Here is a 14,601-nt window from a genome sequence, read left to right as displayed (position 1 = left end):
TCGGGCCGCAGCGCACGGGCGTGGCCGACGAGGTCGCGTTCGTAGTCGTCGCGGCGGGCAAACGACACCCAGATGGGTAGGTTCTTGATGAAGTCCTGGATGATCCGCACGTGGGCAGAGCCGATGGCGCCTTCGGCGACCGCGGCCGCGGTGTGGGGCAGTTCGGGGCGCACTGGTTCGCCGGTCAACGTCTGCCGCGGGCCCAGCTGCCGGGTATCGGCGAGGCGTTCGCCGGCCTCCTTCAATGTCAGCCGCAGCGCGTTCGCGAGCAGTTGTTTGTGCGAGGTGGCGCCGAAGTCGTTGGGGGCGGCTTCCATGACCCGGGTGGTCAATCGGTGCTCGACGGCCGGGACCGCCCACAGGGCGGTCTTGATGCGATCGAGTTCGGCGAGCGCCTCGGCGGGGGTCAGGGCGTCTATGGACGCGGCCTGCAGTTCGGCCACGGCCGACACCAGGTCGTCGACCGCGGTATCGAACCCTCCATCCATAGTTCGAACACTAGTGCGAGGGTCTGACAAGTTCTCCTCACGAGCGCACCACTAGGGTGAGCCCATGCGAGTAGGGGTGCTGGGCGCGAAGGGCAAGGTCGGGACGACGATGGTGCAGGCGGTCGAGGCCGCCGACGACCTCACGTTCACCGCCGGCGTCGACGCGGGCGATTCGTTGAGCGCACTGGTCGACACGCAGACCGAGGTCGTCATCGACTTCACCCACCCGAGCGTGGTGATGGACAACCTGAAGTTCCTCATCGACAACGGCATTCACGCCGTCGTCGGCACCACCGGCTTCACCGACGAGCGCATCGCCCAGGTGCGGGAGTGGTTGGCGGACAAGCCCGGATCGGCCGTGCTCATTGCGCCGAACTTCGCGATCGGTGCCGTGCTGTCCATGCATTTCGCGCAGCGGGCGGCACGGTTCTTCGAGTCGGTCGAGGTGATCGAACTGCACCACCCACACAAGGCCGACGCGCCGTCGGGCACCGCAGCCCGCACCGCGAAGCTCATCGCCGAAGCCCGAAAAGGCTTGCCGCCCAACCCCGATGCCACCAGCACCGGCCTCGACGGCGCCCGCGGTGCCGACGTCGACGGCGTGCCCGTCCACTCGGTCCGGTTGGCCGGCCTCGTCGCGCATCAGGAGGTGCTCTTCGGCACCCAGGGCGAGACGCTGACGATCCGGCACGACAGCATCGATCGCACGTCGTTCGTCCCGGGCGTGCTGCTGGCCGTTCGTAAGATCGCCGAGCGGCCGGGCCTGACCATCGGCATCGAACCGCTCCTCGATCTGACATGACCGACGACCGCCGCGCGTTGCGCACCCAGGTGCTCATCGGCCTAATGTGCGTGGCGCTGGTCGTGTACTTCCTGCTGCTCGGGCGGATCGCGTACGCGTTCATCAAGACAGGTGAGCTCGCGGCCGTCGGGCTCGGCATCGCACTGCTGGCGCTTCCGCTGATCGGCGTCTGGGTCATGGTCAGCACCCTGCGGGCGGGTTTCGCCCACCAGCGACTGGTGCGGCGGGCGCGGGAACAGGGGATGGACCTCGACGTGAGCGATCTGCCACGCCGCCCGTCCGGCCGGATCGAACGCGACGCCGCCGACGCGCTGTTCGAGACCGTGCGCGACGAACTCAACGAGGATCCGGACAACTGGGTGCGCTGGTACCGCCTCGCCCGGGCGTACGACTACGCCGGTGATCGCAGCCGCGCCCGCGCCGCGATGCGCAAGGCCGTCGAGCTCGAAGAGTCCGCCTGAGCGGCGGAGCAAACGACTAGCCGGTCTAAGCGGCCCGCAAACGTCGCCGACGTGTCGGCTCAGGAGAAACTGCCCGAGCAAGATCGATAACAGCAAATCCGAATCCACACCGGAGTTGACGATCTTGAAGGCCCCTGAGCACGTAACACTGCGGATTCTCCGTACGATGGACAAGAACTAGGCAGCTAAACAACAGGAGTTCCCATGCCTCGTTCCTTCATCGTCACAGCAGCTATCGGCGCAATCGTCGTGGGATTGGCTCCGGCCGTGTCGGCCGCACCGCACGCATTCGGTCCCGCCTCGAGCGGGCCGCGCCACAGCGTCGATATGCATATGCCCATGTCGCCGGCGAGCCAACAGAACGCCGTACGCAAGGCGCAGGAGTACCTCGCCATCTCCGCCTTCTCCCGCTCGGGTCTGATCGGCCAACTGGAGTACGAAGGTTTCTCGACCGCGGACGCGACGTTCGCGGTCGACAGCATCACCGTCGACTGGAACGAGCAGGCGGTGGAGAAGGCGCAGGAGTACCTCAGCATCTCGGCGTTCTCACCCCAGGGTCTGGTCGAACAGCTCGAATACGAGGGCTTCACGCCGAGCCAGGCCGCGTACGGGGTCTCGATCGCCTACCAGTGACAGGCCGCGCTGCAGCGTGGTGTAGTCCTGACTGGTGCCCCGTTTGCTGATCGTCCACCACACCCCGTCGCCGCATTGCCAGGAGATGCTCGAGGCGGTGGTGGTCGGTGCGACCGATTCCGAGATCGAAGGCGTCGAGGTGCTTCGGCGACCGGCGCTCACGGTCTCTCCGGTCGAGATGCTGGAGGCCGACGGTTATGTGCTGGGCACCCCGGCCAACCTGGGGTACATCTCGGGCGCTCTCAAGCACGCATTCGATCAGGCGTACTACCCACTGCTCGATGCCGCCGCCGGCCGACCGTTCGGCGTCTATCTCCACGGCAACGAGGGCACCGAAGGAGCCGAACGTGCCCTGGCCGGAATCACCGCGGGCCTGGGGTGGGAGCGCGTCGCCGAGACCGTCGTCGTATCCGGCAAACCGGCCAAGGCCGACATCGAAGCATGCTGGAACCTCGGCGCAACGGTCGCCGCTCAGCTGATGGAACTCTGAGACCTCGCTTCATCGGCCAGGTGACCGGCAGGGTATGTGTGTTCGTAGATCGACAGCGACGCCATCCGCGGGTAGAGGATCGCCGGGCCCAGCCACCGGGCAACGAAGCGGCACAGTGCGGCGTTGTCGCGCACCGGCTGCCCTGGATCGGTCAGGAGGGACTGCACGGTGCGCAGGGTCATTTCGGCGAGTTCGCGGAGCGCGGTGGCGTCGAAGCCGTGAAGCTTCCAATCGACGTCGAGGCGGTGGAAGACCGACAAGCAGAAGGTGATCGCCGTGTCGGAGGTCAGCGAGGTTACGGCTTCGCCCTCATGTCTCCGGGTCAGCAGGCTCTCCAGCTGGGGATCGCCGGAGAGGCGCTCGATTCCGAAACATACGCATTCGACCACTGCGGTGACGGGGTCGTTCCGCCCTCTGGCGTGTGCTGCGAGTTGGTCGATGAACCCGTTGGCCGCGCGCATGGAGCTGGCGATGAGCATCGCGTCAGCATTGGGGAAGTACCGGTACACCGTCTGGCGAGTGACACCGAGTCTGCGGGCGACGTCGGCAAGGCGGATGGCCGAGCCATGCTTGGCGACCTCGTCGTCGACCGCCGTCAGAATCCGCGAGATCGCCTCCTCGTCGGATGAGGGTGTCGAACCTGCCCAGCCACGGCTACGCATCCGCGGTCACAAGGCTTTCGCTGGTGAATTCGATCGGAAGCGTTGTGGGACCGGTCATTCCCAGTAGCGATCTCCACGGCGCCGGACCGATGCGATCGGCGGAGGGTAAGCGGCGGGTGAGGACGGTGAGTGCTTCCGCCAGTTCCCGGCGTGCGAGGTTCGCTCCGAGACAGTAGTGCGCGCCGCCGCCGAAGGTCAGGATCGGGGGTACGTCCGTGCGCGCGATGTCGAACCGGTCGGCGTCGTCATAGATCGATGGATCGCGATTGGCTGCAAAGGTGTTCGCGAGTACGAAGGTCCCCGCGGGAAACAGGTAGCCACCGAACTGGACATCTTCGACGGCGACTCGCGGGACGATGCAAGCCGCGGGTGAGTGGCGCATGCTCTCCTCGACCGCCTGCATGGCGAGTTCCGGTTGGTCGCGCAGCTTCGCCCATTGATCTGGATGCTCGCAGAGCACTTGCACCGACGCGGCCAGCTGGTTCCGCGTCGTATCCGTTCCCGCCATCAGGAAACCGGCCGCCAGCATGCGGAGTTCGTCGAGATCGAGACGGTCACCGTCGCTTTCGGCGCGTATAAGTTCGGAGAGCAAATCATCGGTCAGACTGTTTCGGCGGGCGGCGACCATGTCGTCGACGTAGGCGTCGAGTTCCCCCCATGCGCGCATGATCGCGGGCTCATCGAAGGTGGCATCAGGCTGAAAATTGAAGGCCTTGAAGATCTCCTCAGTCCAGTCCGCGAACAGCTGCCAGTCCTCACCGGGCGCACCGAGCAGTGCGCAGATGATCGGGGTGGGGTAGGGACGCGCGATGTCGGTCACGACGTCGCACCGGCCGGCGTCCACCACCCGGTCGATCAGCCCGTTCAGCACCTCGTGGATCGTGTCTCGCAGACGTGATGTCGCGCGCGGAGTGAAGGCCTTGGACACCAGCTTGCGTAACCGGACATGTGGTGCGCCGTCCATACCCAGGAGGCTGTTCGCCAGCTTGTCGTACAACGGGCCCGAGGTGATGCCCTGCGCCGCGAGGGTGATACCGGGCGGCAGTCGAAATCTGTTGTCGCGCAGAATTTCCCGAACCATACGGTACGACAGGATCTCCGGTCCGAGGGGTCCCATCGCGATGGGCGCGCACGCTTGCGCCTTCCGGACGTCCTCGAGAATGTCGTGCGGGGTGGCGTCGAGGCCGTAGCCGAACGTGGGGAGATCGGCTTCGAAGACGCTGGGGGCTGGGCTTCGGGCGTTCATCGATGTCTCAACTTCCGCTGGCGGTCGACAGGTGGCCGGTCGGACACATATGCCGCAACTGTATGACTGTCCTCGGCGATCGTCAGCGGATACGGCAAAACTCCTGCGTAAAACAAGCCGTTCGTCCGCTGTGGTCATACAGATTGACGCCGAACGTCCGGGATGCGCCGGAGCCTCGGGCCACCGGTCGACCGATTAGGGCCCGCGAAGTGCAGACACCTGGCACTGTTCACCCGTGACCAATGGATCTGGCCGTCTCCTCGGCAAATCGGCGGTGATCACCGGCGCGGCGATGGGCATCGGGCGGGCGACCGCGGAGCTCTTCGCCCGCGAGGGTGCGCGTCTGACCCTGACGGACATCCAGCGCGAACCGCTGCTCGAACTGGCCGACGACCTGCGCGGTCGCGGTACTGACGTCGAGACGGTCGTCGGCGACGTCGCGGTCGAGGAAGACGCGCGGCGGATGATCACCGCCGCCGTCGACCGCTTCGGACGACTCGACGTGCTCGTCGCCAACGCGGGCATCATCCCGCTCGGCGACGCGACGGAGATGACGGCCGCCGACTGGGACGAAGTGATGGCGATCGACGGCCGCGGCATGTTCCTCACCTGCAAATTCGCGATCGAAGCGATGACGTCGGCCGGTGGCGGTTCGATCGTGTGCCTGTCGTCGATCTCGGGCCTCGCCGGGCAGAAACGCCAGGCCGCATACGGCCCGGCCAAGTTCGTCGCCACCGGACTGGCCAAGCACCTGGCGGTCGAATGGGCCGACCGCGGCATCAGGGTGAACGCCGTTGCGCCGGGGACGATTTCGACTGAGCGGGTCGCCGCGATCCGGGAGGAACCGGGCGGCGCGGACTACCTCGACGGCGTCGAGCGCATGCACCCGATGGGCCGCCTCGGCGAACCCGCGGAGGTCGCCGCCGCCATCGCCTTCCTGGCGTCTGACGACGCGTCGTTCGTCACCGGAGCCGTGCTGCCCGTCGACGGCGGATTCCTGGCGCAGTAGCGACTCGCACCCGCCGACGCGGTAGAAAGACTCGCGACAGCAGTTGGCCGAGTGAAGGGACTGAACGTATGCCGGGAATCGCCGAGATCGCCCTGGGCGCAGCGCCCGTCGCCGGTGGCGCACTGCTCGGTATCGCCGCGGGGAACCTGCGGGGGCCCGACTTCCGCGGGATGATCGTCAAGGACATGGACCTGCTCGAGCGCATCCCGCCCGAGCAGACCGAACTGCGTGACCGGCTCAAGCGCAGCATCGATCAGCGCATCGAGGACCTGATCACCACCACCGAACGCAGCCGCGAACTCCGGATGGCCGCGGTCTCCTACGAAGGCAACTGGCGCGACATCGTCGTGTTCATCTGCGCCGTGCTCTTCACCGTCGTCTGGTGGAACGTCAGCCACGACCGCACCAACTGGATGGTGATGTTCATCGTGCTCATCCTGCTGTCGGTCGTGGCCGGCGCATATGCGGCGCGGGGGATCCTGCGCGCGCTGGGCAAGACGCTGCGCCGCCGAACCGCCTAACCCAGCGCGCTCGCGAACAACTCCTGCAGCGCGATCCAGTGCCGCTGGGCCGCCTCCTCGTCGTACGGCGCGTTGTCCGGGACGGCGAAACCGTGTCCGGCGGGGTAGATCTCGACCGTGTGCTCGACCCCCGCTGCCGTGAGCGCCTTGTCCAGCGTCTCGGCCTGCGCGGGAGTGAAGGAGTTGTCGTCCTTCGCACCCGCCACGTACACCGTCGCGGTGATCCGATCGGCCAGCAGATGGGGACTCATCTCGTCGTCGGTGACCAACCCGCCGCCGTGGAAGGACCCCGCGGCGGCGACCCGCTCGGATACCCGGCCCGCCACGATCAGCGACGTCCGCCCACCCATGCAGTATCCGCAGACGCCGAACCGGTCGCCGCGCACCTCGGGCCGCCCGGCCAGGAAGTCGAAGAACGCGCCCGCGTCGAGAGCCATCTTGTCCGGCGTCACCGAGCCGATCATCCCGAACAGCCGCCTGCGCTCGACCGGATCGCTGAACACGGTGCCCATGTCGAACGGCTGCCAATCCGCGGTGCGGTAGTACACATCCGGTAGCAGCACCGCGTGGCCGAACGCGGCCAACCGGTCGGCCATCTCGTGGAACGTCGGACGGACACCCCCGGCGTCGGGATACATCACCACGCCCGACCACGGACCGGGCCCGTTGGGGGTGTGCAGGGTCACGGGGCAGTCGCCGTCGGGCGTCGTCACGGTCGCGCTGATACTCGGCATGCCATCCGTTCTACTCGCCGCATCTGGAAGTAAGCTGACCGACGTGCCTATCCCCACGCCCTACGAAGATCTGCTGCGTGAGGTGTTTGAGCGCGGTACACCCAAATCCGACCGCACCGGCACCGGTACCCGCAGCCTGTTCGGCCATCAGATGCGCTACGACCTGGCCGCGGGCTTCCCGCTGATCACCACCAAGAAGGTGCACCTCAAGTCGGTCGTCTACGAGCTGCTGTGGTTCCTGCGCGGCGACTCGAACGTGGCATGGCTGCAGGAGCACGGCGTGACGATCTGGGACGAGTGGGCCAGCGAGGACGGTGAACTCGGCCCCGTCTACGGCGTGCAGTGGCGGTCGTGGCCGACACCGTCGGGCGGGCACGTCGACCAGATCAGCGCGGCCATCGACCTGCTGCGCAGCGATCCGGATTCGCGCCGCAACATCGTCTCGGCGTGGAACGTGGGGGAGATCCCGCAGATGGCGCTGCCGCCGTGCCATGCGTTCTTCCAGTTCTACGTCGCCGACGGGAAGCTGTCGTGTCAGCTGTACCAGCGCAGTGCCGACCTGTTCCTCGGGGTGCCGTTCAACATCGCCAGCTACGCGCTGCTCACGCACATGATGGCCGCCCAGGCCGGCCTCGGTGTCGGCGAGTTCATCTGGACCGGCGGGGACTGCCACATCTACGACAACCACGTCGAGCAGGTCACCGAGCAACTCTCGCGCGACCCCCGACCCTATCCGGAACTGGTTCTGGCGAAACGGGATTCGATCTTCGACTACACCTACGAGGACGTCATCGTCAAGAACTACGACCCGCATCCGGCGATCAAAGCCCCGGTGGCGGTATGAGGTCTGCTTGCAGGGCCGAATGTCGATGACGACGACGCTCGGTCTGATCTGGGCGCAGTCCACCTCGGGGGTGATCGGCCGCAATGGCGGCATCCCCTGGCACCTGCCTGAGGACCTCGCCCGGTTCAAGGAGATCACCCTCGGCCATCCGGTCGTGATGGGCCGGCTCACCTGGGAGTCGCTGCCGCCCAGGGTCCGTCCGCTGCCCGGCCGGAAGAACATCGTGCTCACCACCCACGCCGACTACTTGGCCGACGGCGCAGAGGTGGTGACAAGCCTCGACGACGCGCTACGCGACGATGAGGAGACGTGGGTGATCGGCGGTGAGCGCGTCTACACGCTGGCGCTCGGGCGTGCGACACGGTGCGAGGTGACCGAGGTGGAGATCGACCTGCACCGGCAGGACTCCGATGCGGTGGCCCCGGTGCTCGGTGAGGCGTGGGCCGGCACCACCGGAGACTGGCTGACCAGCGCGAACGGGCTGCGGTACCGCTTCCACAGCTACCAGCGCATCGACACCTGAGGGCGCACGCGGAATGGGTCACGATGCGCCTGTGTTGCGTAAGACGACCGGTCATATTCGCGGTCGTGGCACTCGACCCAGGAGGCGGCAATGGCCCTTCTCGACGAAATACTGGCGACCTACGGCGGCGTCGACCGCTGGCGAGATGTGGACACGATCGCCATCCACCAGACGGTCGGCGGTGTGCTGTGGCCGCTCAAGGGTGTGGGCGGCATCCTCGACGACTCGACCGTGCGCATCTCGGTCCAGGAGCAACACGCGTGGCACAGCCCGCTCCCGACACCGGGACTCCGGTCCCATTACAGTCCGGACGTGGTGGTGATCGAACACGACGACACCGAGCACCGGTCCGTCGAGGTGCTGCGTGAGCCGCGCGCGTCGTTCGCCGGACACACGCTTGAATCCCTGTGGACACCCTCGCAATTGGCGTACTTCTCCGGATACGCGATGTGGACCTACCTCACGGAGCCCTACCAGCTCACCTTCCCCGGTGTGCAGACCGAGGAACTGGGCCCGTGGCTCGAGGATGGGCAGAAGTGGCGCCGGCTGGGTGTGCGCTACCCCGGCCACATCACCACCCACAGTGCCGATCAAGTGCTCTACGTCGACACCGACGGCCTGTTGCGGCGCCGGGACTATCAGGTCGACATCGCCGGTGGATCGCCCGCGGCGCACTACATGGACGATCACCACTTCTTCGAGGGGGTCGTGGTGCCACTGCGGCGGATCGTCCATCCCCGCACCGACGACGGACTGCCCGACCGTGACGTCGTCACCGTATCCGTCGACATCGACGACGTCAGGATCGGCTGAGCGCATGGCGAGGCCGAGTCTGCGAGATGCATTGCTGGACGCCGGGTTCGAAGAGCTCCACGCCGGCGGATACGCCGCGACCGGCGTCGCGACGATCGCGGCGGCCGCGCACGCGCCGAAAGGGTCGTTCTACAACCACTTTCGCAGCAAGGAGGCGCTCGCCGTCGAAGTCCTCGCCCGGTACGGGCAAAGCCGACGGCTGGACCTGCTCGACCAGCCCGGTATGCCTGCGCTTCAACGCATCCGCGATCATCTGGACCATCTCCGCGCCGATCTCGCCGCCCACGGGTTCCGGCGGGGGTGCATGTACGGCAACTTCGCCGCCGAGGCACCCGCCCACGCGCCCGAGGTCACCGCGGCGGTGCGGACGGCGCTGGGGACGTGGGCCGAACGGCTCGCCGCGGCGATCCGCGACGGTCAGCGGGAGGGCGGCATCGGCGGCGACATCGACGCCGAGGCCGCCGCCTACCTCATCGTCGACGCATGGGAGGGTGCGGCGCTGCGCGCGAAGACCGTCGGCGACAGCACTCCGATCGACAACGTCACCACGCTCGTCTTCGACCGCATCCTGTCGGTGCGGTAGGCGACGATGTGCTGATGGCCGCATCGTTGACCGGAGCCCAGGCGCGTCGGATCGCCGTCGCGGCCCAGGGGTTCGCCGAACCGAAGCCTCGCGGCGCCGTCACCCGTGCGCACCTGCGCAGGCTGATCAACCGCATCCAGGTGCTGCAGCTGGATTCGGTGTCGGTGGCGGTGCGGGCGCACTACGCGCCGGTGTTCAGCCGCCTGGGCGCCTACGACCGCGCGGTGCTCGACGGCGCCGCCTGGTCACATTCCGCGCGGGCGCCGCGGCTGCTCGTCGAGTACTGGGCGCACGAGGCGGCGCTGATGGCCGTCGACGACTGGCCGCTGCTGCGCTGGCGCATGCGCGAGTACACCCACGGCCGGTGGGGCACGCACATCGTCAAGGCCAACCCGCAGCTGGTCGAGGACGTGATCGCCGCGGTCACCGAACTCGGGCCGGCCACCGCGGGACAGATCGAGGAGTACCTCGGCGCCGCTCAGCGCGGGCGCAAGGGCCCCTGGTGGGACCGCAGCGACACCAAGTGGGTGACCGAGGCGCTGTTCGCCTCCGGTGTGCTCACCACCGCGACGCGGGTCGGGTTCGCCCGTCACTACGACCTCACCGAGCGGGTGCTGCCCGCCGACGTGGTCGCCCGCCACGTCGACGACGCCGAGGCGGTGAAGGAGCTGTGCCTGCGGGCGGCCGGTGCGCTGGGCGTGGGCACCGAGGCCGACATCCGCGACTACTTCCGGCTCTCGGCCAAACAGGTCAAGCCGGCGCTCGCCGCCCTAGTCGCCAGTGGAGAGCTCGAGCCGGTGGACGTCGACGGTTGGGCGGCGCCGGCGTACCTGCGGGCCGGGCAGATCGTGCCCCGCACCGCACGCGGCACCGCGCTGCTGTGTCCGTTCGATCCGCTGATCTTCTTCCGCCCGCGCGTGGAGCGGCTGTTCGGCTTCCACTACCGCATCGAGATCTACACCCCGGCGGCCAAGCGGCAGTACGGCTACTACGTGTGGCCGTTCCTGCTCGACGGGCGCCTCGTCGGGCGCGTCGACCTCAAGGCCGAGCGCACCCGCGACGCGCTGCACGTGGTCGGTGCGTTCCTCGAAGCGGGGGAGGACCCGGTGCGGGTGGCCACCGCGCTGGCCGACGAGCTCAAGACGATGGCGCAGTGGCTCGGGCTGGCCGCGGTCACGGTGGGCGAGCGGGGCGATCTGGCCGCGACGCTCGGTCGTGCGGTGGCATGAGGGAGGGTGTAAGAAATCGGAGTGTCGAACAGGCCAATTGATGATCGCTCGAACCCGGCCCGTCAACCCGGCGGTGTGGCGGAGCCGGTTCGACGATGGTGGCGCCAGCAGGACCAGTTCGACTGGTTCACCGTCTACCTGCGCGACCGCGAGCTCCAGCTGCGGTGGCGGCTGGCCACCTTCGGTTTCACCGCGATACTCGCTGCGCTGCCAATCGTGTTGCTGGGCAGCCCCGTCGGCCCCGATCACGCCCTGACCCGAGCCGTGGCGGTCACCTGCGCGGTGTGCGGGGCGAGCGCGTCGGTGCTGTGGCTGCGGCGGTGGCCGACGCGCAACCAGTCGCTGATCTTCAACATCGTCTGCTCGCTGGGCATCGCCGCCACGTGCCTGGCGATGTCGAACCCCTACAACGGGCTGATGGGCTGCACGCTGTTCGCGGCGGTCGGCGGGTTCCTGGCGTACTTCCACGCCCTCAGCCACATGCTGGTCAACCTCGCCGTCGCGATGCTGTGTTCGGCGATCACCGCAGTCCGGCTGCTCTCCGACACCGGAGACGTGTCGCTGACCGTCGCCGCGCTGTTGACGGTGGTGGCACTCAACGTCGGCGTACCATTCGGCATCGAATCGCTGGTGCACACCTTGCGCACCGATCTGCGCAACTCCGACCGCGATCCGCTCACCGGGCTGCTCGACCGCCGCGGCTTCTACAACGCCCTGCACGAGCTGGCCGTGACTCGCCACGCCGGTGGCGGACACCTGAACGTCACGATGATCGACCTCGACGATTTCAAGAAGGTCAACGACACCCACGGCCATGCCGCCGGCGACGAGGTGCTGGTGAACGTCGGCGCGGTGCTGCGCCGGACGTGCCGCACCGATGCCCTGCTGTGCCGGCTCGGCGGGGAGGAGTTCGTGGTGGCAGACAGCGACGAGCCCGGCCAGCATGTGGCCACCATGGAGCGCCTGCGGTGCGAGATCGCCACCGTCCCCTACCGTGTCACCGCTAGCTTCGGCATCTGCACCGTGCCCGCGGACCCCGGTATGGCCCGCGATCGCCCCGAATTCGTCGAACACCTCATCCGGGTGGCCGATTCCGCGATGTACCGATCGAAACGCGAAGGGGGAAACCGGCTTCACCACCAGCATCTCGATCAGGTGATCCCGGACTAATGGACTGTCCGGTGCGGCGGAGCTACCTCGGTTCGCTGAGCTGCCCCACCGACCCTTCACCCACGGTGTCCAGCTCGTGTTCGGCAGGCAACACGGGGATGCCGCGCCCACGAATCTTGTTGAACGCGAACACGATCGCCCCGATCGCCAGCCACACGATGCCGCCGATCTTGGCCAGCGCGTCGGCGTTGACCAGCACGTAGGCGATGATCAGGAAACCCAGTGTCGGCACGACGAGGTGCAGCAGGTAGTTCTTCGACTTCCTGCGGCCCAGGTAGTACCAGACCACCGACACGTGCAGCAGGCAGAAGCCGAACAGCGCGCCGAAGTTGACCAGTGACGAGATCAGCCCGATCTGCCCGACGAAGAACAGCACCAGGACCAGGCTCAGCGCGCTGACGGTGAGCAGGGCCGCCATCGGCACCTGCCTGCGGCTGATCCGGGACAGGAAGCCGGGCAGCTGGCGGTCGCGGCTCATCGAGAACAGCAGCCGGCTGGTCGCGGCCTGGGCGGCCATGGCGTTGGCGAACCCGACGGCGAGCACGTTGACGACGAAGAACGCGTTCATCCAGCCGGTGCTCGCCGCGGCCTGCACCAGCGTGAAGAAGGCGTTACCGGCCTCGTCCTCGCTGAACGACTCCCGCCCGCCCGCGAGCAGGCTGGCCAGCCAGGTCTGCACCACGAACAGCGTCGCGACCACGAACAGCGCGATCAGCATGGCCCGGCCCGCCGGGTTGCGTTCTCCGGTGGACTCCTCCGCGAGCGTCGAGATGCCGTCGAAGCCGAGGAAACTCAGCACCGCGATGGAAAGCGCCGTCGCGAGCAGCGGTGCGCTGATCACACTGGGATCCCAGATCGGCGAGATGCTCCACCCGACGTCGGGCAGGGACTGACCGTTGATCGCGCGCACCGCGATCACGATGAACGCCACCACGAACACCAGCTCGATGACCAGGAACACGCGGTTGGCCAGTTTCAGCGAGCTGATGCCCGCGAGGTTGATGACGGTGTTCACCAGCACGAAGATCACCGCCCACAACCAGCGTGGGGTGCCGGGGAACAGGCCGATCATCGACTCGGCGGCGAAGACGTACAGCAGGGTCGGCACCAGCAGGTAGTCCAGCAGGATCGCCCAGCCCGCGAAAAACCCTGCGGCGGGATGGATTCCGCGCCCGACGTAGGAGAACACCGAACCGGCCAGCGGGAAGGACTTCGCCATCTGCGCGTAGGCCAATGCGGTGAACACCATCGCCACGAGACCGATCAGGTAGACCAGCGGCACCATGCCCGACGCGCTGTTGTAGACGGTCCCGAAGATCGCCCACGGTGCGATCGGGACCATGAACACCAGCCCGTAGACGACGAGGTCCGCCGTGGCCACCGACCGGTTGAGTTCCTGTTTGTACCCGAACGATTCCAGCGTGTGTGCGCTGTCGGCGGCGGTCTCAGAACTTGCCATGGATGTTCCTGTCGGTGAGTCGGTAGAGGGTCAGGCGTCGTGGGCGGCGAGGAATCCGGCGATGACGGACCGGAACTCGTCGGGCTTCTCGAGGTGGCTGCAGTGGCTGGTGTCGGGGAAGACGTGGCTGCGGACGTCGGGGATGTGCTCGACGAACGGCGCCCAGGTGGCCGGGGTCGCCTCGTCGAACTCGCCGGCGACCACCAGGGTCGGCGCGGCGATCGAACCCAGGCGGTCGACGATGTTCCAGTCGCGCAGCGTGCCCAGCACGTGGAACTCGTTGGGGCCGTTCATCGTGTGGTACACCGTCGGCTCGGCCTCCATCTGTTCGACGGTCTCGACGAAGTCCTTCGGGGTGGGCACCACACGGCATACGTGCCGGACGTAGAACTCCTCGGTCGCCGCGAGGTACTCGGGGTCGGTGACCGTTCCGTCGGCCTCGTGCCGGTCGAGCGCCGCCTGGGTCTGGAGCGGCAGTTCGGCGCGCAGTTCGGCGGCCGCGGCCATCCACAGCGCCATCGAGGCCGGCGAGTTGCAGATCGCGAGCGAGGCCAGCCCGGCCGGGCGCCGTACCGCGATCTCGGCGCCGAGCATGCCGCCCCAGGACTGGCCGAGCACGTGGTAGTGCTCGATCCCCAGCGCCGTGCGCACGGCGTGGAACTCCTCGACGAACAGCTCCGGGGTCCAGAACTCGGCCGGCGCGTCGGGCAGATGAGTGCTGTTGCCGCAGCCGATCTGGTCGTAGTGGACGACGCGCCTGCCCGTCTCGTCGGCCAGTTCGGCGATGTTGCGGACGTAGTTGTGCGCCATCCCCGGCCCGCCGTGGAGCACGAACAACGGCCGCAGGCCGTCGCGGGGCTTGTCCGGTTCGGCGATCCGCACCCAGGTCTGGTGGTCTCGGAACGGCACGGTGCGGGTCTCGACAAGCATGGCG

18 protein-coding genes are annotated in these 14,601 nt (G+C 67.6%); 12 read left to right on the top strand and 6 right to left on the bottom strand.

The window, feature by feature from the left end; translation table 11 throughout:
* On the bottom strand, nucleotides 1-488 hold a 488-nt coding region (locus tag AU194_RS30750), incomplete at its 3' end, for a DUF222 domain-containing protein (protein WP_157576609.1).
* A gap of 64 nt (nucleotides 489-552) precedes the next feature.
* Here AU194_RS30750 and dapB point away from each other — a divergent pair.
* The 4 genes from dapB to AU194_RS30730 all read left to right on the top strand — a co-directional run bounded on the left by dapB (nucleotide 553) and on the right by AU194_RS30730 (nucleotide 2,874).
* A complete protein-coding gene (gene dapB / locus AU194_RS30745) occupies nucleotides 553-1,290 on the top strand; it encodes a 4-hydroxy-tetrahydrodipicolinate reductase (protein WP_059093026.1) in 738 nt (245 codons plus the stop codon).
* A complete protein-coding gene (locus AU194_RS30740) occupies nucleotides 1,287-1,751 on the top strand; it encodes a tetratricopeptide repeat protein (protein WP_059093025.1) in 465 nt (154 codons plus the stop codon). The genes dapB and AU194_RS30740 overlap by 4 nt, the downstream gene beginning before the upstream one ends.
* Before the next feature lie 339 nt (nucleotides 1,752-2,090).
* Nucleotides 2,091-2,384, top strand: a complete 294-nt coding sequence (locus AU194_RS30735) for an Ltp family lipoprotein (protein WP_059093024.1) — start codon at nucleotides 2,091-2,093, stop codon at nucleotides 2,382-2,384.
* A gap of 34 nt (nucleotides 2,385-2,418) precedes the next feature.
* Nucleotides 2,419-2,874, top strand: coding sequence for a flavodoxin family protein (locus AU194_RS30730; RefSeq protein WP_197417786.1), 456 nt, complete (start codon nucleotides 2,419-2,421; stop codon nucleotides 2,872-2,874).
* On the opposite strand, the gene AU194_RS30725 is transcribed toward AU194_RS30730, so the two are convergent.
* Both AU194_RS30725 and AU194_RS30720 read right to left on the bottom strand, forming a co-directional pair.
* Complete coding sequence (locus tag AU194_RS30725) at nucleotides 2,856-3,536, bottom strand: TetR/AcrR family transcriptional regulator (RefSeq protein WP_059093022.1); 681 nt, start codon at nucleotides 3,534-3,536, stop codon at nucleotides 2,856-2,858. The two genes, AU194_RS30730 and AU194_RS30725, sit on opposite strands and share 19 nt — an antisense overlap.
* On the bottom strand, nucleotides 3,529-4,782 hold the full coding sequence (locus AU194_RS30720) for a cytochrome P450 (protein WP_059093021.1): 1,254 nt from the start codon (nucleotides 4,780-4,782) through the stop codon (nucleotides 3,529-3,531). The genes AU194_RS30725 and AU194_RS30720 overlap by 8 nt, the downstream gene beginning before the upstream one ends.
* Nucleotides 4,783-5,017: 235 nt before the next feature.
* Here AU194_RS30720 and AU194_RS30715 point away from each other — a divergent pair, with 235 nt between their 5' ends.
* Together AU194_RS30715 and AU194_RS30710 are read left to right on the top strand one after the other, a co-directional pair.
* Nucleotides 5,018-5,791, top strand: coding sequence for an SDR family NAD(P)-dependent oxidoreductase (locus AU194_RS30715; protein ID WP_059093020.1), 774 nt, complete (start codon nucleotides 5,018-5,020; stop codon nucleotides 5,789-5,791).
* A 68-nt stretch (nucleotides 5,792-5,859) separates the two neighbouring features.
* Nucleotides 5,860-6,312 carry a hypothetical protein gene (locus tag AU194_RS30710; RefSeq protein WP_059093019.1) on the top strand — a complete coding sequence of 151 codons (453 nt, stop codon included), beginning with the start codon at nucleotides 5,860-5,862 and terminating at the stop codon, nucleotides 6,310-6,312.
* Here the strand turns inward: AU194_RS30710 and AU194_RS30705 are convergent.
* Nucleotides 6,309-7,046, bottom strand: coding sequence for a dienelactone hydrolase family protein (locus AU194_RS30705; RefSeq protein WP_059093018.1), 738 nt, complete (start codon nucleotides 7,044-7,046; stop codon nucleotides 6,309-6,311). The genes AU194_RS30710 and AU194_RS30705 overlap by 4 nt on opposite strands.
* Nucleotides 7,047-7,089: 43 nt before the next feature.
* Between AU194_RS30705 and AU194_RS30700 the strand changes: the two genes are divergently transcribed.
* The 6 genes from AU194_RS30700 (at nucleotide 7,090) to AU194_RS30675 (ending at nucleotide 12,208) form a co-directional block, all read left to right on the top strand.
* On the top strand, nucleotides 7,090-7,890 hold the full coding sequence (locus AU194_RS30700; RefSeq protein ID WP_059093017.1) for a thymidylate synthase: 801 nt from the start codon (nucleotides 7,090-7,092) through the stop codon (nucleotides 7,888-7,890).
* 25 nt (nucleotides 7,891-7,915) lie between these two features.
* Complete coding sequence (locus AU194_RS30695) at nucleotides 7,916-8,413, top strand: dihydrofolate reductase (RefSeq protein ID WP_059093016.1); 498 nt, start codon at nucleotides 7,916-7,918, stop codon at nucleotides 8,411-8,413.
* A gap of 90 nt (nucleotides 8,414-8,503) precedes the next feature.
* On the top strand, nucleotides 8,504-9,226 hold the full coding sequence (locus AU194_RS30690) for a hypothetical protein (RefSeq protein ID WP_059093015.1): 723 nt from the start codon (nucleotides 8,504-8,506) through the stop codon (nucleotides 9,224-9,226).
* A 4-nt stretch (nucleotides 9,227-9,230) separates the two neighbouring features.
* A complete protein-coding gene (locus tag AU194_RS30685) occupies nucleotides 9,231-9,809 on the top strand; it encodes a TetR/AcrR family transcriptional regulator (protein ID WP_082698917.1) in 579 nt (192 codons plus the stop codon).
* Nucleotides 9,810-9,823: 14 nt separating this feature from the next.
* A complete protein-coding gene (locus AU194_RS30680) occupies nucleotides 9,824-11,038 on the top strand; it encodes a winged helix-turn-helix domain-containing protein (protein WP_059093039.1) in 1,215 nt (404 codons plus the stop codon).
* Nucleotides 11,039-11,113: 75 nt separating this feature from the next.
* Nucleotides 11,114-12,208, top strand: a complete 1,095-nt coding sequence (locus tag AU194_RS30675; protein WP_059093013.1) for a diguanylate cyclase — start codon at nucleotides 11,114-11,116, stop codon at nucleotides 12,206-12,208.
* Between the two features lie 22 nt (nucleotides 12,209-12,230).
* On the opposite strand, the gene AU194_RS30670 is transcribed toward AU194_RS30675, so the two are convergent.
* The gene (locus tag AU194_RS30670) at nucleotides 12,231-13,667 is read right to left on the bottom strand and encodes an APC family permease (protein WP_059093012.1); all 1,437 of its coding nucleotides are present in this window, start codon (nucleotides 13,665-13,667) and stop codon (nucleotides 12,231-12,233) included.
* A gap of 30 nt (nucleotides 13,668-13,697) precedes the next feature.
* Nucleotides 13,698-14,597 (bottom strand): proline iminopeptidase-family hydrolase, encoded by a 900-nt coding sequence (locus AU194_RS30665; protein WP_059093011.1) that lies wholly within the window; start codon nucleotides 14,595-14,597, stop codon nucleotides 13,698-13,700.
* Nucleotides 14,598-14,601: the final 4 nt, after the last annotated feature.

Origin of the sequence: Mycobacterium sp. GA-2829, assembly GCF_001499965.1 — a bacterium.
Classification (GTDB): Bacteria; Actinomycetota; Actinomycetes; order Mycobacteriales; family Mycobacteriaceae; genus Mycobacterium.
This window is presented reverse-complemented; position numbering and strand designations above follow the sequence as displayed.